Genomic DNA, 19,407 nt, shown 5'->3' with positions numbered 1-19,407 from the left:
CCTCATCCCGCTGGCCGTGGACGAGGTCGGCACCCCCACCATCATGGCCAGCCTGACCATCATGGCGGCGCTCATCCCCATGGCCTTCGTCAGCGGCCTGATGGGGCCCTACATGCGCCCCATCCCCATCAACGCCTCCGCGGGCATGGTCATCTCCCAACTGGTGGCCTTCGTGGTCGCGCCCTGGCTTGCCATGCGCCTGCTGGCCAGGAAGCGAGGCTCGACAGGCCAGGACACGAGGCATCAGGACGCAAAGGACGAAGAGGCGACAGACGAGGCCTTGAGGGATCAGGAGACGTCGGCGGAAGGCCACTCCGCCGAAGGGGTGAACCCGCGCCTCAAGCGCCTTTTCGAGCGCCTGCTCGGTCCCTTTCTCGGCAAGCACCCCTGGCGACGGCGCCTGCTGGGTCTTGTCCTGCTGGGGCTGCTGCTGGGCGCCGTCTCGCTTCCCCTGTTCCAGCTGGTGATCCTCAAGATGCTGCCGTTCGACAACAAGTCCGAGCTGCAGATCGTGGTGGACATGCCCGAGCACACCCCCATGGAACAGACTCAGCGGGTGCTGGTGGACATGGGCCGCCACCTGGAGAGCGTGCCCGAGATCGACCACTGGCAGAGCTATGCCGGCACCGCCTCACCGATCAACTTCAACGGCCTGGTGCGCCAGTACTACCTGCGCGAGGCGCCCTATCAGGGCGACATCCAGATCAACCTTGCCGACAAGCAGGCGCGCAGCCGCAGCTCCCACGCCATTGCCCTTGCCCTGCGCGAGCCCCTCCAGGCCATCGGCGAGCGTCACGACGCCCGAGTGAAGATCGTCGAGGTGCCGCCGGGCCCACCCGTTCTCTCACCGGTCGTCGCGGAAGTCTATGCCGTGACGCCCGAGCGCCGCGCCGCCCTGGCGCGCCGGGTGGCCGACCAGATGCATGAGATACAGGGCCTGGTCGACATCGACACCACGCTGCACGCCCCCACCACCAAGTGGGAGGTGGTGGTCGACCGCGACCGGGCGGCACGCCTGGGGGTCTCCCAGGCCCAGGTGGTCATGGCCCTTCAGACCAGCCTCGAGGGCAGCGCGGCCAGCTACCTGCACGATGAGCAGGCCAAGTACCCGGTGCCCATTCGCCTGATCCTCGAGGAGGGCGACAAGGCCCAGCCGGCCCGGCTGCTGTCCCTTGCCGTGCGCAGCCGCGACGGCAGCCGGGTGCCGCTGGCCAGCATCGCCGAGATACGGGAGACCGACTGGGAGGGGATGCGCTACCACAAGGACCTGCTGCCGGTGACCTACGTCACCGCGGACATGGCGGGCGAGATCGACTCGCCCCTCTACGGCATGTTCAGGACGGTAGACAGGCTTTCCAGCCTGGATGCGCCGCCGGTGCAGTCCTTTATCGAGCAACCGGTGATGCCGGGCGAGCCGAGTCTCAAGTGGGACGGCGAATGGCAGATCACCTACGAGACCTTCCGCGACATGGGCCTGGCCTACAGCGTGGGGGTCTTCATGATATTCGTGCTGCTGGTGGCCCAGTTCCGCTCCTACACCCTGCCGCTGCTGGTCATGGCGCCCATTCCCCTGACGCTCATCGGCATCCTGCCGGGCCATGCCCTGCTCGATCGGGAGTTCACCGCCACCAGCATGATCGGCATGATTGCTCTTGCCGGCATCATCGTGCGCAACTCCATCCTGCTCGTGGTCTTCATTCGCCAGCTGCGTGACGAGGGTGTCGCCCTCGAGGACGCCGTGGTGCTTGCCGGTGCCGTGCGCCTCAAGCCCATCGCCCTGACGGCCGTCTCGGCCATGCTCGGCGCCTTCTTCATTCTCGCCGACCCCATCTTCAACGGCCTGGCCATCTCGCTGGTCTTCGGCCTTGCCGCCTCCACCCTGCTGACGCTTCTGGTGGTACCGCTGCTCTACTATGTCATGGAGCGTGCCGAGGAAAGCCGAGCATGATCATGACGAGATCCAGCGGCAACACGCGCGCCGTGTAAACCGACGGGGCAGCGCACCCGGGAAATCTCACAGAAACGCCCGGGCGGAATCTTGCATGCCTGTTAAACAGCGGGGGTCAGGTCCTGAGACCCCCCATATTTTTCAATACGATGGCGACATTGTCGTTGCAGATCCCGACCCCTTCGAGGTCTGCCCCCGAAGGGCCTCCCAAGCAGCGGAGCCCTTTTGAGCCCACCTCTAATCAATTGAAAATAAAGAGTTATTCTTGGAAACTCCCCGGAATCAAGTCCCGCAGAAGGTGCGGAACACGGCCGCGGTGGCCGGTGCCGGCCGGGCGAAGTCCTCGCGGCCGGGCTGCATGGCCTCGAGGAAGGCATCAACGCATCGCCCGCCTTGAAGAGCACGGAATCATCCAGGAACACGCCCTGCGGCTGGACCCGGAGGCCTTGGGACTCAAGGTCACCGCCTTCACCTTCCTCTCCTAGGCCTACAGCACCGGTGGAGGGTTCACCCTAAAGTAACGCCAGAGTCAGCCAGGGCTGCCAGGCCAGCAGCACCAGGGCCAGCAGGCTCATCAGCAGGAAAGGCCACAGCGCGCGGAAGATCTTCAGCGGCGGCACACCGGTCATCGACGAGCCGATGAACAGCCCTGCGCCCACCGGCGGTGTCAGCAGCCCCAGCACCAAGGTCAGGCACACCACCACTCCGAACTGGTAGGCGGTGATATCGAACTGGCCCTGGGCGATGGGCAGCAGGATCGGCACCACCAGGATCAACGCGGCGATGCCGTCGACGATCATCCCCACCAGCAGCAGCACGCCCACCACCAGCATCAGGAACACGAAGGGACTCTCGGTCAGGCCGGCGATCCAGGTGGCGGCCATCTGCGGCAGTTCCTCGTAAACGATCACCCAGCCGAACACCCCGGCGGCTCCAATCAGCATGATCACCAGGCCGGCGTTGAAGGCGGTGCGTCTGAGGATCCCGGGCAGCCGGGCGAAGGTCAGGTCACGATACACATAGCGGCCGATCAGCAGCGCCGCCAGGGACGCAAGGGCCGCCGATTCGGTGGGCGTGGCCAGGCCGGCGAGGATGCCGCCGATGATTATCACCGGGATGCTCATGGCGGGAAGCCCCATCAGCAGGAAGCCCTTGGCCTGCTCCCGGGTCGGCCACCGGCCCTCGGGGTACTGCTGGACCAGGCCCACCGCGGCGATGGCCAGGAAGAACAGGCCGCCCATCAGCAGCCCCGGGATGATGCCGGCGATAAACATATCAGCGATGGGCACCTGGGCCATCACCCCGTAGAGCACGAACAGCATCGACGGCGGAATGATCGGCGACAGCAGCCCGCCGGCGGCGGTGATGGCCGCGGCGAAGGGCTTGTCATAGCCCTCCTGCTCCATGGCCGGCACCATGGCCCGGGACATGATGGCGATCTGCGAGGCCGCCGAGCCGACGATCGCCGCCATCATCATGTTGGCGACGAGGTTGATGTAGACGAGTCCGCCGCGGAAGCCGCCGACCAGGATCCTCGCCAGGTCGATCAGCCGCCGGGTCAGCCCGCCCTCGTTCATCAGCTCGCCGGCGAGCATGAACAGCGGGATGGCCAGCAGGCCGTAGCTCTCGATCGCCCCGTACAGCTGCTGGGGGTAGGAGGCGAACAGCAGGGTATTGCCCGAGTCGGCGATGTACCAGGCGGCGGTAAGCGCCAGTACCAGGGCGATGGGCACCGCGCCCAGCAGCAGCACGGCGAAGACGACGAGAGTCATGCGAGCCTCCTTTCCGCGCTCACCAGGCCCTTGAGGCCGTCGATCAGGTTGACGACGGCGTGCAGGCTCAGCGAGACGGCGAAGATGGGCAGGCACAGCCAGACCCAGAACTTGGGGATGCCCAGCGTGCGCGAGGTTTCAGAGTAGATGAAGTTGAAGGTCTCCCCCTGGAAGGCCTGGAGGTCGAAGCCGGTAGCCCAGAGGGTCGCCGGGTCGTACCAGCGCCAGCACAGCACGGCCAGGAAGAGCGCGAAGAACAGCACCATGGCATCGACGAAGAGGTGCAGCCCCTGACGCATGCCGTTCGGCAGGGCATCGACCAGCAGGGTCACGGCGACCCCTTCGCGGCGCTTGAGCACCGCCGAGGTGGTGAAGAATGTCATCCAGATCATGGCATGAATGGCCAGTTCGTCGGTCCAGTAGAGGGCATGGCCCAGGGCGCGGGTGGCGATGTTGAGCAGGATCAGCAGGCTGATCACCGCCGCCAGTACCGCCGCGATGGCCCCCTCACAGCGGGCGATGCCGGACGAGAGTCGTTTGAGCATGACAACCTCCAGGGCCCCGGCGCCAGGCCGGGGCGGTGACGGGATCAGGCGGGAATCACTCGGCGAGCTTGGCGGCCGCTTCCCGCAGCGTGGCCAGCGACGGGGCCTTGGGCGCCCAGACGCCTTCCCACTTGGCGATCGCCTCCTCGAAGAACTCGGGACCGATATCGGTGACGGTGATGTCCTGGCTGCGCAGGTCTTCACCCCAGGCCTCGTGGTTCTCCTGGAAGCGAGTCATGACGTTGTCGGCATGCTCGGCCATGGTGGTGCGAATCAGTTCGCGATCCTCGCCGTCGAGCTGAGCCCAGACGCGACCGGAGACCACGGCCACCATGGGGAACATCATGTGGTTGGAGACCACCAGATTCTCGGCCTGCTCGTAGAATTTGAGCAGCCGGATGGCGTCGTAATCCATGTCGATGGCGTCGACCTGACCGTTGGCCAGGGCGTCATAGACCGCGGGCAGCGGCAGCGGCGTGGGGGCCGCGCCGGCGGCGGCGTAGAAGTCGCGGATCGGGTCGAAGGGCGTAATGCGCACCTTGAGACCGCTCAGGTCCTCGGCGCTTTCGATGGGCTCGCGGCTAAGGATCTGGCGCATGCCAGCCATGCCGTAGCCCACGCCCACTAGGCCGGTGCGCGACGGCATCATCTCCAGCAAGTCGTCGGCCGGCTCAGAACGCAGCAGAGCGGCGGCATGGTCGATGTCCTCCACCAGGAAGGGCGCGTAGAGGGCGCCGAAGTCCGGGAGACGGTTGGAGATCTCGGCGATGGTCAGGAAGGCCATGTCCAGGGAACCGGCCTGGAGCTGCTGGACCATCTGCGCTTCGTTGCCCAGCTGCTGGGCTGGGAAGATGCTGACGTCGTGCTCGCCCCCGGAGCGCTCGGCGAGGGTCTCGGCGAAGCCCTCGGCTTCCTGGGTCCAGATGTGCGACTGCGGGGTGATCAGGCCGAGCCGGAAATCGCGCGCCTGGGCGGTCCAGGCAGTCACGGAAAGCGAAGCCGCCACGGCGGCCGTCATCAGGGTCTTGAACTTGTTCATGGAATTGCCTCTGTTGTTGTAGTCGTGCTGAATGTGGCCGGCCCCCGAGGGCCGGCCATCAACGCGGGGAGCGTTATACCTTGGCCGTGCCCGCCAGCTGGCTGGCCTGATCCTGCTCGTCTTCCTTGGCGCGCGGGCGCTTGTGGCGCACCTGCAGTTCCGGGGCCTCGGTCGCCGACAGCTCGACGTCGAATACCACCTCGGTGAAGGGGCCCTCGAAGCCGCGGGCCTGGATCACGGCGGGGTCCTCGATCCGCTGACCTGCCACCACCAGCTCGTCGCGGGTGGCGAAGGCAAAATCATCGAAGGTGTAGGGGTCGCCGGCCAAGTTGATCTGGGTGGTCAGGTGCTGATGCCCTGGCGCCGAGATGAAGTAGTGGATGTGCGCCGGACGCTGGCCGTGGCGGCCGAGCAGGTCGAGCACCTGCTGGGTCGGGCTGTCCGGCGGGCAGCCGTAGCCGGAGGGAATGATGCTGCGCACCGCGTAGCGGCCGTCGGCATCGGTGATGATCGAGCGGCGCAGGTTGTACTCGCCCTGGGAGGGATCGAAGAAGGAGTAGCCGCCCTTGGAGTCCGCGTGCCACACCTCGACCTTGGCACCGGCGATCGGGTTGCCGTCGGTGTTGCGCACCTGACCGGTCAGCCACATCGCCTCGCCGTCGGTGTCGGTGCCGTCATCCATGCGCCCGGAGCCCTGGAGCTCCGGCGCCCCGGCCACGTAGAGCGGGCCCTCGATGGTGCGCGGGGTACCGCCGGTGCGGCCGGCCTCGGCATCGGCGGCGTCCATGCGCATGTCCAGGTAGTGGTCGAAGCCGAGCCCCGGGGCCAGCAGGCCGAACTGGGTGCCCTGGCCAAGCGCATTGAGCACGCTGACGGCTGACCAGAACTCCTCGGGCGTGACGTCGTAGTCGTCGATCAGCCGGTAGAGATCGGACAGCAGGCGATGCAGGATCTGCTTGGCGCGCTCGCTGCCGCCGTCCTGGTCGAAGCCGCTGACGGCCTTCAGGAAGTCCTGCACTTCAGGGGTATCGAAGATCTTCACGGTCATGGTCGTTTCCTCGGTTGTTGTCGTCTGTTCGACGGCCGGCGACGGTGGCCGGCGTCCTCCGTGATTCAGGAATCGTCCTCGCGGATCGAGGACGGGTGACGGCACAGCGGTTTGACGCGGATCTCCATGTAGGGGAACAGCGGCAGGTGGCTGACCAGCTCCTGCAGCTCGGCGTTGTCCTCGACGTCGAAGATGCTGACGTTGGCGTAGCTGCCGGCCACCCGCCACAGGTGCCGCCACTTGCCGGTACGCTGCAGCTCCTGGGCGTAGGCCTTCTCGCGCACCTTGATCTCGGCGGCCTGCTCTGCCGGCATCTCCGGCGGCAACTTCACGGTCATTTCCACCTGAAAGAGCATGGGGGTCTCCTGGATTCGCGGCCGCTCAGTCACGGCGCCGGTAATGGTTGAGCTTGTCCTCATCGAGGGTGATGCCGAGGCCGGGGCCGGCCGGCAGGTCGACGCCGAACTCGTGATAGGAAAGCGGCTCGGCGACGATGTCGTCCTTGAGCAGCAGCGGGCCGAACATCTCGGTGCCCCAGGTCAGCTCGCCGAGGGTCGACCAGGCATGCAGGGAGGCCGCGGTGCCGATGGTGCCCTCCAGCATGGTGCCGCCGTAGAGGCTGATGCCGGCGGCCCGGGCCACGTGGGCCAGCTCCAGCACGCTGCGCGGCCCACCGGCCTTGGCGATCTTCAGGGCGAAGGCGTCGCCGAAGCCGCCCGCGGCCAGGGTGAAGCCGTCGCGGGCGTCGTGGACCGCCTCGTCGGCCAGCATCGGCACCACGAAGCGGCTTGCCAGCCGCGCCAGGCCGGCGAACTCCCGGGCCGGGATCGGCTGCTCGATGAGATCGATGCCGGCGGCCTCCAGGGCGTCGATGCCGCGGGCCGCGGTGGCCTCGTCCCAGGCCTGGTTGACGTCGACCCGCACGCTCGCCCGATCCCCCAGCGCCGCCTTGATGGCGCCGACGTGACGCACGTCCTGGTCCACCGGATTGGCGCCGATCTTCAGCTTGAAGTCGCAGTGACGGCGCTCCTCGAGGCGCTGGAAGGCCTCGTCGATGTCCTTCTTGGTTTCGCCGGAGGCCAGGGTCCAGAGCACCGGCAGGTGATCGCACTGGGCCCCGCCCAGCAGTTCCGCCACCGACAGGCCGCGGCGCTTGCCCTCGGCGTCGAGCAGGGCGGTCTCGAGGCCGGACTTGGCGAAGCTGTTGCCGCGGGCATGGCGGTTCAGGCGCGCCCGCAGGGCGTTGAGGTTGTGGGACGGCTGGCCGATCAGCAGCGGCGCCAGGTAGCCGTCGATGGTCTGCTTGATGCCTTCGGGGCTCTCCGGGCCGTAGCTCAGGCCACCGATGGTGGTGGCCTCGCCCAGGCCCTCGGTGCCGTCGGACAACCGCAGGCGGATGATGACCATCGTCTGGCAGGCCATGGTGGTCATCGACAGCTTGTGCGGACGGATGGTCGGCAGGTCGACCAGCAGCGTCTCGACGTCTTTGATCAGGATGTCGGACATGGGGGCTCCATGTGGCTCGTCTCGGGGCAGCGCTCAACGGGTGAGGGTCGTGGAAGATCCGGCCGGCGACGTGTCGCCCGCCGGCCGGGGGTCGATCAGCTCGAGACGAACTTCTCGAAGAACACCCGGTGCTCGCCGACCTCGCGCTCCTCGAGCCACTGCTTCGAGGCCTCGATCATCGGCGGCGGCCCGCACAGGTAGGTGTCGAAGGGCTGGGCCAGGAAGTCCAGGTCGAACAGGTCGCAGACCACGCCCTTCCTGCCCTGCCAGGCCTCGGAGGGATTCATCACGATGGTCTCGTAGGCGAAATCGGGCAGGACCTCGGTGAAGCGATCCAGGCGATCGAGCTCGCTGAGATCGGCTTCCTGGGTCACGCCATAGCAAAGCCGGATCGGCTGGTCGCCATCGCCGTTCTCCTCGATGCGCTCCAGCATGCCGAGGAAGGCCGAGAGCCCGGTACCGCCGGCCACCATCAGCAGGGGACGCTCCACCTCGCGGAGGTAGAAGGCCCCCAGCGGGGCTTCCAGGGAGATGGCATCGCCCGGCTTGGCGCGATCGCGCAGGTAGTCGCTCATCACCCCGCTGGGCAACAGGCGAATCAGGAAACGCAGCTTGCCGTCCTTCACCGTGGAGGTAGCGAAGGAGTAGGCCCGCCATTCGTCGGAGCCCGGCACCTCGATGCGTGCATACTGCCCGGGCAGGTACTGCAGCGCCTGGGCGGGATCGTCCAGGGTGATCTCCAGGATGGCGGCCGCATCGGAGACCTGCTTCACCTCGCTGACGGTGCCGTCGTGGACCTCGGTGGCCACGCTGCACACGCCGGAGTCCACGTCGAAGTAGAAGGAGCCGTGGTGGGAGAGCAGCCGGGTCTGGCAGGCCAGCACGTGGCCCTCGGCGATCTCCTCCTCGGTCAGCGCTTCCTCGTCGATGTACTCGACGTCGACCTCGCCGGCCTCGCGCAGGCAGCGGCAGGTCCCGCAGACCCCTTCCCGGCAGTCCACCGGCAGGTTGACCCCGTGACGCTGGGCGGCGTCCATCAGCAGCTCGTTCTTGTCGACCTTGACGAAGCGCGTGATGCCGTCCCGAAAGACGATGGCGGCTGTGTTATGCATGACTCGCCCTCCAGCGAAACTCAGACGTGGTAGAAATCCAGCACGGAATCGATCTTGTCGTTGAGCAGCACGGTGTGCTTGCGCAGGACCTTCCAGCTGTCTCCCTCGCCACGCAGGGTGTAATCGGCGGTACCGAAGAAGTGGTTGCTCTCGCCGAAGCGGTAGAAGTGGGTCACCCAGTTGACCCGCACCTGGACGATGCCGTCGCCCTGCTCCTCGCAGCGCACGTTGTTGATCAGGTGCAGGGTCCGCGGCATCGGCGTGGAGGCCGCGGACTTGCCGGTGCGCAGGCGGAAGACGCGGTCCTCGATACCGGTGCGGTCGGCGTAGTACATCAGCGACATTTCGCGCTTGGGATCGCGGGTGAGCTCGTACTCGTTCTTCCACTGCGGGATATGGAACTCGCACTCCGGCGCGAACTGCTCGATATAGCCATCCCAGTCACGGTCATCGCAGAGCTCGGCCAGGCGGTACATGAACTGTTCGATGGATTGCTGAAGACTCATGGCTTACACCTCCTGGAGCTTGAGTGCTTTCTTTTCGAGGCCCTCGAGCAGCAGCCGCTGCCAGGTCCCGTGCTGGTTGACGTAGAGCCCTTCGTGGGTGAACTCGGTGCCGGTGATCACCGGCTTGATGCCGAGCACCTGGCTGTTGTGGGTCTCGCCGTACTGCCAGTCCTGGTGACCCCGGGAGATGTCGCTCCAGCGAGAGGCGCGGGCCTGGAAGCCGCGCTGCTGCTCGCGGAACTCCACCAGGTCGTCGGGCGTGCCCATGCCGGAGACGTTGAAGAAGTCCTCGAACTGGCGGATGCGGTTCTCCCGGTCGGCGTCGGACTCGCCCTTCACGCCCAGGCAGAGGCTGATGACCTCGGTCTTGTTCCAGGCCACCGGACGCACGATGCGCAGCTGGGAGCTGATCTGGTCCATGAAGAACAGGCTCGGGTAGATGTTCAGGTTGCGCAGGCGGTGCATGGTCCACTCGGCGCGCTCCTGGGGATGCTGCTCGAGCATGCGCGGCATCACGGTGGCGTAGCCGGGACGCACCTGGGGGTTGGGCATGTCGCTGAACAGCAGGCTGTGGCCGTTGTTGAAGGAGAACCAGCCGTCGTCGGTGTCCTTGTCCCCGGCGCCGAGCTTGCTGTAGTCGAGGGTGTCCCCGCCGCCGTGCTTCTGGGCCTCGAGCTCGCGGCGATGCTGGACGGTGGAGACGTAGTTGTAGTGCACGGTGCTGACGTGGTAGCCGTCCAGGCCGTTCTCGTTCTGCAGCTTCCAGTTGCCGTTGAAGGTGTAGGTGGACTTGCCCGGCAGGACCTCCAGCTCACCGTCCTCGGCCTGCTCGACCATCATGTCGAAGAACAGCTTGGTGTCGCCGAGGAAATCCTCGAGGCTCTCGGTGCCCTCGGTGTCGAGGCTGATGAAGACGAAGCCCCGATAGCTCTCGATGCGAGCCTGCTTCAGGCCGCGGCTCGACTTGTCGAAGTCCGACGGATACTCGCTCGGCGCCTTGACCTTGACCAGGCGGCCGTCGGACTTGTAGCACCAGGCATGGAAGGGGCAGGTGTAGGTGGACTGGTTGCCGCACTCGGTGCGCACCAGGGTCGCGCCGCGGTGCTGGCAGGTGTTGGCCAGGGCCCGCAGCTGGCCCTTGGCGTCGCGGGCGATGATCATCGGCTGGCGACCGGCCTGCATGGTGATGAAGTCGTTGTTGTTCGGGATCTGACTTTCGTGGCAGGCGAAGATCCACTGCTTCTCGAAGATGAGTTCCATCTCCAGGTCGAACAGGGCCTCGTCGGTGAACATCTCCCGGGCCATCTGGTAGACGCCTTCTTCGGGACGGAAATCGATGCAGTCCTCGATAAATGCCTGCCATTCGGGGAGGGAGCGATATGCTGTCATCGGTCGTTACCATCTTGTTGCTGTTTGGTACGACCTACCTTAGGTACTCCCCCCGGGGCTCACTATGCAGTTCTTTGAGGAACGCTATGCACTTTTTAGCCACCCTCAAGAATACTGAGTAACATATTGATATATATAATTTCCTGCAGGTATACGACCAAAGAGCAAGGCACGGACGCCTGGACGAACGGTACCTTAGCGACAGGACTGAAGTTGCCCCGGAACACCCGCTCGTACTCGAGGAAAAGCCAATATTGGCCAACCGATTGGCATCGAGGCTGCCGATGGGCACGAGGTGCTATTCTCGGCGGCGTTGGGCAATATTTTCAGGCTATTGGCTATCCCGCCGCCGGAATGCCAGAATGACATCATTAGTTCGCAATGCGCACTCCGTAACGATATGCGAACACCTCCTCGACCGTCCCCGGCCCCTGAGCCAAAAATAACGACTATAGCGGGGAGGCAAGGAGGAACCATGACCGTACCCCTGACCCGACAACAGATCTCCGCCGAGTTTCACCAACCGGACTCGGCCCGCCGCTGGATGTGCCAGATCAATGGCCCCCACCGGCTGGAAGTGCCCCAACCTCGTCAGCTCAGTTTTCGCCACCAGGGCACCTGCCTGGGCGATGTCTCCATCGGCACCATCGAATACTCGACACGGGTCAATATCGGCATCGCCGACCTGACCCACAGCTACAGCATCAGCCTGCCCCTGCAGGGGGCCCAGAGCATCGAGTACCAGGGTGATGCCTTCGACTCCGACGGCGCGGTGGGAGCGATCATCTCACCAAGCCAGCCGCTGCGCCTGAGCATGGACGAACAGTGCCAGAAACGCCTGGTGCGCCTCTCCCGCCAGGCCCTGGAGCAGAAGCTGTCGCAGCTACTGTGCCGCCGACTGTCGCAGCCGGTGATCTTCGACCCGCGCATGCCTCTCAGCGGCACTGTGCAGGAGTGGTGGCGCATGGTGGCCAACCTTCAGGAGATGCTGGTCGCGGAAGGTTCGCTGTGCGATCTGCCCGAGGTGTGGAGCAACTTCGAGAACTCGCTGATCACCAGCCTGCTCTATACTCAGCCCCACAACTACACCAGTGAGCTGCTGAGACGTCAGCAGAGTCGTCCTGCCTATCTGGACGACCTGGAAGCCCTTCTGCACGAGTCCCTGGATCGCCCCCTAGGGCTGGCCGATCTGGAGAGGGCCGCCGGGGTCTCCCGGGAGCGCCTCTATCGGGACTTTCATACCCACTACGGGGTCTCCCCCATCGCCTACTTCCGCCAGCTGCGCTTCGACTTTGTACGCCGGCGCCTGGAGCGAGCCGCCCCCAACGAGAACGTCTCCAGTATCGCCATGGACTGCGGCTTCCAGCAACTCGGACGCTTTTCCCAAGAGTACAAGGCGCGCTTCGGCACATTGCCTTCCGAGACCCTGAAGCGAACCACCCGAGCCCAGCTACAGTAGCCTGCAAACAGCAGTCCCAGCCGCGTCTGCCAGATAACCTCAGCCACCCGGGCAACGAATGCGACAGTTTGCTCCTCAGGTCCCGCAGAAAGTGCGGAACACGGCCGCGGTGGCCGGTGCCGGCCGGGCAAAGTCCTCGCGGCCGGGCTGCTCGGTGCAGGGGTCGGCCAACACCTCGCGCAGGGTATCGAAGGGCGCGAAGTCATCCTCGGCGGCGGCGGCCAGAGCCTCCTCCACCCGATGGTTGCGGGGAATGTAGAGCGGGTTGACCGCTCGCATCCTCTCGGCGATCGCCTCCAGGCCGACGTCCTCCCGGGCCAGTCGTTCACGCCAGCGCGGCAGCCAGGCCTTCAGGGCCTCGTCGTTCTCGAACAGCTCGAGCAGGGCGGGGGCGTCGTCCTCGACCGCCTCGCCCAGGTGGCGGAAGGCCAGGGTGAAGTCGGCGCGGCCGGCCTGCATGGCCTCGAGAAGGGCCTCGACCAGAGCTCGGTCGCCCTCCTCCTCCTTCACCAGCCCCAGCTTCTCGCGCATCACCGCCAGCCACTCGGCCTCGTAGCGCGGCTCATAGCGCTTGATGAGCTCGGTGGCACGCGCCACCGCACGCTCCTGGTCGTCATCGATCAGCGGAATCAGCGTCTCGGCGAAGCGTGCCAGGTTCCACTGGGCGATCCACGGCTGATTGCGATAGGCGTAACGCCCACCCTCGTCGATGGAGCTGAACACCGTGGCCGGGTCATAGGCTTCCATGAAGGCACAGGGGCCATAGTCGATGGTCTCGCCGGCAATGCTGCAGTTGTCGGTGTTCATCACGCCGTGGATGAAGCCCAGCCCCATCCAACTGGCCACCAGTGCCGCCTGGCGTTCGGCCACCGCCGCCACCAGCGCCAGGTAACGCTCGCCCCGGGCCCTGTCTTGAAGCTCGGGATAGTGACGCTCGATGGCCATCTCGGCCAGGGTGCGCACGGCCTCCAGGTCGTCGCGAGCGGCGAAGTACTGGAAGGTGCCCACGCGAAGGTGGCTGGCGGCAATGCGGGTCAGCACGGCACCCGGTTCCGGCACGCGCCGGAACACGCGCTCGCCGGTGGTCACGGCGGCCAGGGCCCGGGTGGTGGGCACGCCCAGCCCATGCATCGCCTCGCTGACCAGGTATTCGCGCAGCACCGGGCCCAGGGGGGCACGGCCATCGGCGCCGCGCGAGAAGGGCGTCATGCCGGCCCCCTTGAGCTGGATGTCGCGCAGCCGGCCCGCGCGGTCGGTCACCTCGCCGAGCAACACCGCCCGGCCGTCGCCCAGGCGGGGATTGAACTGGCCGAACTGGTGGCCGGCATAGGCCTGGGCCAGCGGCTCGGCGCCCGCCGGCACGGCGTTGCCGGCGAACCACTCGGCGGCCTGCTGCGCGTCGAAGGCGGCCAGGTCGAAGCCCAGCTGCTCGGCCAGCGGCCGGTTGAAGGCCACCAGCCGCGGGGCCTTCACCGGCACGGGATCGAAGCGCAGGAAGAAGTGCTCGGGCAGGCGGGCATAGCGAAGGGTGAACTCGGGAAACATGGCGACTCCGGTCGACGGCCGAGGCAGGGCCTGGGAATTAATACCCGAGTATAACGCTCGGGATTACCGCTTTCGACCTCTCGCACCCATGGCCGGACGGAGCGGCTCAAGCGGGTACCGCCGGAGAGAGCTGCTCGCGAATCAGGTCGGCCAGGCGCCGCGCCGGCTCGGTGGGCCGCCGTGCAGCTCGGTGAAGGGCCAGCTCGACGGCGGGCAGCGGCGGCAGGCCGCTCGACTCGTCCAGGGCGCGCAGCTGCGGCGTCAGCATGCTGCGGGTCACCACCACGATGGCCAGTCCCGCCTGCACCACCGGCCCCAGGCCAACCATGGACTGGCTCATGTAGGCCACCCGCCAGTCGCGCCCGGCGGCGGCCAGCGCCTGCTCGACCACCTCGCGGAAGAGGTCGGCACCGGGCGAGTAGAGCCCCAGGGGCAGCGGGTCAGACAGTGCGGGCTGGTGCTGCAACCCCACCGCCCAGGCCAGTGGCTCGCGGCGGATCATCTCGCCGCCCGGAGAATGTCGCTGGCGGGTGACCAGCGCCAGGTCGAGCTCGCCGGCGCGCACCCGCTCCATCAGGTGGGCGCTGGTGCCGCAGGTCACCTGCAGGCGCACCTCCGGGTAGAGCTGGTGGAACCAGGAGAACACCGAGGTGAGAAGGCTGACGTAGTCCTCGGGAATCCCCAGGTTCAGCTCGCCGGTGACCCGCCGCGTCCGCATGTCGGCCAGCGCCTCGTCATTGAGCGCCAGCAGCCGGCGGGCATGGCCCAGCAGGCGATCCCCCTCGGCGGTGAAGCGCAGGCGGCGTCCTTTCCGCTCGTGCAGGGAGACCCCCAGCGCGCTCTCCAGCCGCTGCAGCTGCATGCTGACGGTGGACTGGGTATAGGCCAGGCGCCGCGCGGCCGCGGTAACGCTGCCGGTGTCGGCAACGGCCACCAGGGTACGCAGAAGGCTGAGGTCGAGGGTCGGGGCACGCATCGATACATCACCAGACTTGATGAACAGGATCAAGAATGATCGTTATCGTGATGATTGTGGACCGCCTAGCATGCCCTCGTCACCCACCGGGCAAGGAGGTCATCACCATGCAGAGCCAGATATCCCCTCTCACGCGCTTCTCCTGGCATGGCACCGGCGCCGCCGCGTTGGCGGTGGTGCTCTGGGCACTGGTGCCGCTGCTGGTGAGCGCCGCCGGGGCACTGCCGCCGCTGCGCCTCTCGGCCCTGGCGCTACTGCCCGGCGCCCTGAGCACCCTGCCCATGGCGCGCGGCAGGCCTCGGGGCGCCGCACCTCTCTCGAAGGGCCAGGGCGTGGTGGTCCATGCCGGGGTGCCGATGCTGGTGGCCGGCGCCGTGGGGGCCTGCTTCGCCAGCCTCTCCCTGGCGCCACCCGCCGAGGCCGCACTGATCACCTACACCTGGCCAGTGCTCTTCCTGCTGGCGAGCCGCTGGCTCGCACACGGACGCCTGCCCCTGGCCACCCTCGGCGGGGCCCTGCTGGCGTTCTCGGGCGCCGCCCTGCTGGTCGCCCCCCAGGCCCTGGCGAGCGGGTTCTCCGGCGCCTGGGGCGGCTACCTGCTGGCGGCGATCGCCGCGCTGTGCTGGGCGCTCTACTCCCTGACCTGTCAGGTCCCGGGCTATCGTCTCGGCGAGCGCATGCCCCACCTGTTGCTCATTGCCAGCCTCATGACCGGCGGCGCCAGCCTGTCGCTGGAGGGCGTGAGTGCGCCGCCCTCGCCTACGGCGCTGCTGGCCACCGCGGCCCTGGGCCTGGGCCCCTACGGCATCGCCATGCTCGCCTGGGACCGCGCCATGCGCGACCGGCAAGCCCAGCGTGTCGGCAACCTGGCCCATGCCGTGCCGGTGCTGGCCACGCTGTTTCTCGTGCTGGCCGGGGTCACCGCACCGGACTGGCGGCTGCCGGTGGCGGCGGTGCTGGTGCTCGCCGGCAGCATGACCGCCTCCTGCTGACAGCGCTGCGCATTGCGATACACTCAGGAGGGAATCGCTACCCTGGAGGCCAGACGATGCGCTGCGATGTCTCTCCCGATTGCTACCTGGACTACTACCGCCCGCCCGGCAACGACGCCCTGGGCCTGATCCGCATCCGCGCCAACGATGACGGCATCACCGCGATCGAGTTCCTCCCGGAGCAGGAGGAACCACCTCGCCCGGGCCTGCTCACCGATCAGGCCCGGGAGCAGTTGGCCGACTATTTCGTGGGCACCCGCCACGATTTCGACCTGCCGCTTTCGCCGAGGGGTACCGACTTCCAGCAGCGGGTCTGGGCGGCACTCGCCACCATCCCCTTCGGCGAGACCCGCAACTATGCCGAGATCGCCGAGCAGCTGCGCTGCAAGGGCGGCCAACGCGCGGTGGGCGCGGCCAACGCCAGAAACCCCCTCGCCATCGTAGTGCCCTGCCACCGGGTCATCGGCAGCGACGGCCGCCTGACCGGCTATGCCGGCGGCCTGGGTCGCAAGCAGTGGCTGCTTGCCCATGAGGCGGGGGAGATACCGCTGGGGCTGACCTGAGAGGCTACGCGGTGCTCCCGGGCCACTTCCGCAGGCCGACAAGTGCCATCAGATGGCGTCGAGGTGGGCACCGAGGCGGCGCACACTGGAGACGAAGTCGCTGAAGCGCTCGCCCTGGATCACCACATGCTCGCGCAGCAGGCGTTCCGCCCCCTCGGTGTCACCATCTTCGATGGCCGCAAGGACCTCGCGGTGCTCGTCCAGGGAGCGCCCCATGCGCTTGCGGACCTGCAGCTGCAAGCGGCGATAAGGCTTGAGGCGCTGCTTGAGCTGGCGCGCCTCCTCGGCCAGGAAGCCATTGTGGCTGGCCGCATAGATGGCGTGGTGAAACCCCTCGTTCTCGTAGTAATATTCGTCGGTGTCGCCGGCTCTTGCCGCGGTTTCGCAGCGCACCAGGGCCTCGCGCAGGGCGACGAGCTCCTCCTCGGTGATGCGCCGCGCGGCGAGCCGTCCGCACATGCCCTCCAGCTCCGCCATCACCTCGAACATCTCGATCAGCTGGTCGAGGCCCACCCGGGCGACGAAGGTGCCCTTCTTGGGCGTCACCGTCACCAGACCACTGGCCACCAGCTGCTGGATGGCCTCGCGCACCGGGGTGCGTGAAACCTCGAAGTCCTGACACAGTGCCTCGGGGTCGAGGCGTTCGCCGGGCGCCCGGCGGCCATTGATGATGTCGTCCTCCAGGGCATCCCGGAGCCGCTGGGCGTTGGACCGTTTCATGCGCTTCCCCTCCTTCCCTGCGCCAGTTCGGCGCTGAACGCGGCAAGGCTTCCACCTTTGTCTAGCCCGCCAAAATTGACACTAGTATAGTCAAAGGGCTATTGATGTATATATCAGCTCAGCTGATGGACTTTTGATTTCACAAAAACAACGTCTTTGGAGATGCCATGAAACCCTCTCTCACCCCCGTTGTAGCGGGCCTGGCCCTGGCCGCCATCACCGCGAGTTCCGCCGCTTCCGCCGAGACCGTGCTGCGCGCCTCCCACCAGTTCCCCGGAGGGCAGGGGGATGTGCGCGACGAGATGGTCCAGATGATGGCCGATGAGGTCGAGGCCGCCAACGTCGACATGAAGATCCAGGTATATCCCGGTCAGTCGCTGTTCAAGGCCAAGGAACAGTGGGGCGCACTGGTGCGGGGCCGTCTCGACATGACCTCGCTGCCGCTCGACTACGCCAGCGGTCGCCATCCGGAGTTCTCGGCCACCCTGATGCCGGGGCTGGTGCGTAACCATGAGCGTGCCCAGCGCCTCAACGACTCCGAGTTCATGGGTATGATCAAGGATGTCATCCAGGAGGGCGGTGCCCGCGTGCTGGCCGATGCCTGGCTGGCCGGCGGCTTCGCCTCCGACATGCGCTGCATCACCTCGCCGGATACCGTCGACGGTCAGACCATGCGCGCCGCCGGTCCGGCCTTCGACGAGATGCTGGCCACCGCTGGCGCCTCGATTACCTCGATGCCCTCCTCGGAGATCTACACCGCGATGCAGACCGGGGTGCTCGACGGGGCCAACACCTCCTCCGGCTCCTTCGTCTCCTACCGCATCTACGAGCAGGTCAGCTGCCTGACCGCCCCCGGCGAGAACGCCCTGTGGTTCATGTACGAGCCGATCCTGATCTCCGAGCAGAGCTGGGAAGGCCTCACCGAGGAGCAGCAGCAGGCCCTGACCGAAGCTGGCCAGAAGGCCGAGGAGTTCTTCGCCCAGGAGGCCGCGGCGCTCGACCAGAAGATGGTCGATGTGTTCGAGGAGAACGGCGTCGAGGTGGTGCAGATGTCGTCGGAGGACTACCAGGCCTGGCTGGAGATCGCCAAGGAGAGCTCCTACAAGACCTTCGCCGAGAACGTCCCCAACGGGCAAGCACTGATCGACGCGGCCCTGGCCGTCGAGTGAGCGGGCCCGCGGGCCGGCTGACCCCGCCGGCCCTTCCTACCACGGCCGCCCCGACAGGGGCGGCCATTCCCTCCTCGATACCGGAACACGCATGATGGATACACACAGCCACACGATCGCGCCCAGGCGTGGCGTGATCGGCCTATACATACGCCTGATGGACGGCATCTCGAGCGCCACAGCCGTCTTCGCCGGCGCCCTGCTGCTGGGGGGCGTGCTGGGCGTCTGCCACATGATCTTCGTGCGCTACATGCTGGGCGAGAGCACCACCTGGCAGACCGAGTTCGCCGTCTTCTCCATCACCGGCGCCATGCTGCTCGGTGCCCCCTATGTACTCCTGACCGGCGGCCACGTGGCCGTGACGGTCCTGCCCGACGCCCTGGGCGGCACGGCACGGCGGGTGATGAACCTCGTCGCGTCGCTGATCGGCCTGGCGTTCTGCCTCGCGCTGGCCTATGCCGCCTGGCTCTACGTATTCGAGGCCCTGCACGGCGGCTGGACCACCGGAACGGTGTGGAACCCGCCCCTCTGGCCGGCCCTGCTGCCCATGGCCGTCGGCATCAGCCTGCTGTCCCTGCAGTACATTGCAGAAATCCTACGCGGAGACACCTGAATGGACCCGGTAACCAGCGGAATCCTCATCGTCGTGGCGCTGTTCGTGCTGATGGCCATCGGTACCCCGATCGCCTTCGCCCTGGGCGGCGTCTCCCTGGCCGCGCTGATGCTCAATCAAGGCATGAGCGAGCTGACCTACTTTGGCGAGACCTTCTTCGGCAGCCTCGCCTCCTTCGGCTTCGTCGCCATCCCCATGTTCATCCTGATGGGCTCCGCCGTCGCCTCCTCGCCGACCGGCCGCGACCTCTATCGCTCGCTGGACATGTGGCTCGGCAAGGTGCCCGGGGGCCTGGCGATCGCCAACATCGGCGCCTGTTCGATCTTCGCCGCCCTCTCGGGCTCCTCGCCGGCCACCAGCGCGGCGATCGGCAAGCTCGGCATCCCCGAGATGCGCAAGCGCGGCTATCCCGACGGCGTGGCCGCGGGCTGCATCGCCGCCGGCGGCACCCTGGGCATCCTCATCCCGCCCTCGGTGACCATGATCATCTACGGCATCGCCAGCG

General features: G+C 66.8%; 19 protein-coding genes. 7 read left to right on the top strand and 12 right to left on the bottom strand.

The window, feature by feature from the left end:
* Positions 1–1,948, top strand: a 1,948-nt coding sequence (locus RI841_RS03840) for an efflux RND transporter permease subunit (RefSeq protein ID WP_310704258.1), incomplete at its 5' end; no start/stop codon positions are given.
* A gap of 512 nt (positions 1,949–2,460) precedes the next feature.
* Here the strand turns inward: RI841_RS03840 and RI841_RS03835 are convergent.
* The 9 genes from RI841_RS03835 to antA form a co-directional block, all read right to left on the bottom strand.
* Positions 2,461–3,720 carry a TRAP transporter large permease gene (locus RI841_RS03835; protein WP_310704257.1) on the bottom strand — a complete coding sequence of 420 codons (1,260 nt, stop codon included), beginning with the start codon at positions 3,718–3,720 and terminating at the stop codon, positions 2,461–2,463.
* The gene (locus RI841_RS03830) at positions 3,717–4,265 is read right to left on the bottom strand and encodes a TRAP transporter small permease (protein WP_310704256.1); all 549 of its coding nucleotides are present in this window, start codon (positions 4,263–4,265) and stop codon (positions 3,717–3,719) included. The genes RI841_RS03835 and RI841_RS03830 overlap by 4 nt, the downstream gene beginning before the upstream one ends.
* A 55-nt stretch (positions 4,266–4,320) precedes the next feature.
* The gene (locus RI841_RS03825; protein ID WP_310704255.1) at positions 4,321–5,304 is read right to left on the bottom strand and encodes a TRAP transporter substrate-binding protein; all 984 of its coding nucleotides are present in this window, start codon (positions 5,302–5,304) and stop codon (positions 4,321–4,323) included.
* 73 nt (positions 5,305–5,377) lie between these two features.
* Complete coding sequence (gene catA / locus RI841_RS03820) at positions 5,378–6,352, bottom strand: catechol 1,2-dioxygenase (protein ID WP_310704254.1); 975 nt, start codon at positions 6,350–6,352, stop codon at positions 5,378–5,380.
* A gap of 65 nt (positions 6,353–6,417) precedes the next feature.
* Positions 6,418–6,708: a muconolactone Delta-isomerase gene (catC, locus tag RI841_RS03815; RefSeq protein ID WP_310704253.1), complete on the bottom strand. Its 291-nt coding sequence runs from the start codon at positions 6,706–6,708 to the stop codon at positions 6,418–6,420.
* A gap of 25 nt (positions 6,709–6,733) precedes the next feature.
* Entirely contained in the window at positions 6,734–7,858 is a 1,125-nt protein-coding gene (locus RI841_RS03810; protein WP_310704252.1) for a muconate/chloromuconate family cycloisomerase, read from the bottom strand.
* Positions 7,859–7,953: 95 nt separating this feature from the next.
* Positions 7,954–8,970: an anthranilate 1,2-dioxygenase electron transfer component AntC gene (gene antC, locus RI841_RS03805; RefSeq protein ID WP_310704251.1), complete on the bottom strand. Its 1,017-nt coding sequence runs from the start codon at positions 8,968–8,970 to the stop codon at positions 7,954–7,956.
* Between the two features lie 20 nt (positions 8,971–8,990).
* A complete protein-coding gene (antB, locus tag RI841_RS03800) occupies positions 8,991–9,476 on the bottom strand; it encodes an anthranilate 1,2-dioxygenase small subunit (protein ID WP_310704250.1) in 486 nt (161 codons plus the stop codon).
* Positions 9,477–9,479: 3 nt separating this feature from the next.
* On the bottom strand, positions 9,480–10,865 hold the full coding sequence (gene antA, locus RI841_RS03795; protein WP_310704249.1) for an anthranilate 1,2-dioxygenase large subunit: 1,386 nt from the start codon (positions 10,863–10,865) through the stop codon (positions 9,480–9,482).
* Positions 10,866–11,340: 475 nt separating this feature from the next.
* Here antA and RI841_RS03790 point away from each other — a divergent pair, with 475 nt between their 5' ends.
* The gene (locus tag RI841_RS03790) at positions 11,341–12,324 is read left to right on the top strand and encodes an AraC family transcriptional regulator (RefSeq protein WP_310704248.1); all 984 of its coding nucleotides are present in this window, start codon (positions 11,341–11,343) and stop codon (positions 12,322–12,324) included.
* A gap of 75 nt (positions 12,325–12,399) precedes the next feature.
* Here the strand turns inward: RI841_RS03790 and RI841_RS03785 are convergent, their stop codons facing one another.
* A complete protein-coding gene (locus RI841_RS03785; protein WP_310704247.1) occupies positions 12,400–13,869 on the bottom strand; it encodes a protein adenylyltransferase SelO family protein in 1,470 nt (489 codons plus the stop codon).
* A 106-nt stretch (positions 13,870–13,975) separates the two neighbouring features.
* Complete coding sequence (locus RI841_RS03780) at positions 13,976–14,845, bottom strand: LysR substrate-binding domain-containing protein (RefSeq protein ID WP_310704246.1); 870 nt, start codon at positions 14,843–14,845, stop codon at positions 13,976–13,978.
* 107 nt (positions 14,846–14,952) lie between these two features.
* Here RI841_RS03780 and RI841_RS03775 point away from each other — a divergent pair, with 107 nt between their 5' ends.
* The gene (locus RI841_RS03775; RefSeq protein WP_310704245.1) at positions 14,953–15,837 is read left to right on the top strand and encodes a DMT family transporter; all 885 of its coding nucleotides are present in this window, start codon (positions 14,953–14,955) and stop codon (positions 15,835–15,837) included.
* Positions 15,838–15,893: 56 nt separating this feature from the next.
* Positions 15,894–16,400, top strand: a complete 507-nt coding sequence (locus RI841_RS03770) for a methylated-DNA--[protein]-cysteine S-methyltransferase (protein ID WP_310704244.1) — start codon at positions 15,894–15,896, stop codon at positions 16,398–16,400.
* A 48-nt stretch (positions 16,401–16,448) separates the two neighbouring features.
* On the opposite strand, the gene RI841_RS03765 is transcribed toward RI841_RS03770, so the two are convergent.
* Positions 16,449–17,120, bottom strand: coding sequence for a GntR family transcriptional regulator (locus RI841_RS03765; RefSeq protein ID WP_310704243.1), 672 nt, complete (start codon positions 17,118–17,120; stop codon positions 16,449–16,451).
* Positions 17,121–17,287: 167 nt separating this feature from the next.
* On the opposite strand from RI841_RS03765, the gene dctP reads away from it, so the two are divergent.
* The 3 genes from dctP to RI841_RS03750 form a co-directional block, all read left to right on the top strand.
* The gene (gene dctP / locus RI841_RS03760) at positions 17,288–18,289 is read left to right on the top strand and encodes a TRAP transporter substrate-binding protein DctP (protein WP_310704242.1); all 1,002 of its coding nucleotides are present in this window, start codon (positions 17,288–17,290) and stop codon (positions 18,287–18,289) included.
* Between the two features lie 91 nt (positions 18,290–18,380).
* Positions 18,381–18,902 (top strand): TRAP transporter small permease, encoded by a 522-nt coding sequence (locus RI841_RS03755; protein WP_310704241.1) that lies wholly within the window; start codon positions 18,381–18,383, stop codon positions 18,900–18,902.
* Positions 18,903–19,407, top strand: a 505-nt coding sequence (locus RI841_RS03750) for a TRAP transporter large permease subunit (RefSeq protein WP_310704240.1), incomplete at its 3' end; no start/stop codon positions are given. It abuts the gene before it with no gap.

The sequence above is a fragment of the Halomonas sp. genome (assembly GCF_031581305.1).
In the GTDB taxonomy this organism is placed as follows: Bacteria; Pseudomonadota; Gammaproteobacteria; order Pseudomonadales; family Halomonadaceae; genus Halomonas.
The sequence above is the reverse complement of the archived record's forward strand: the minus strand, read 5'-3'. Positions and strand labels throughout refer to the sequence as shown.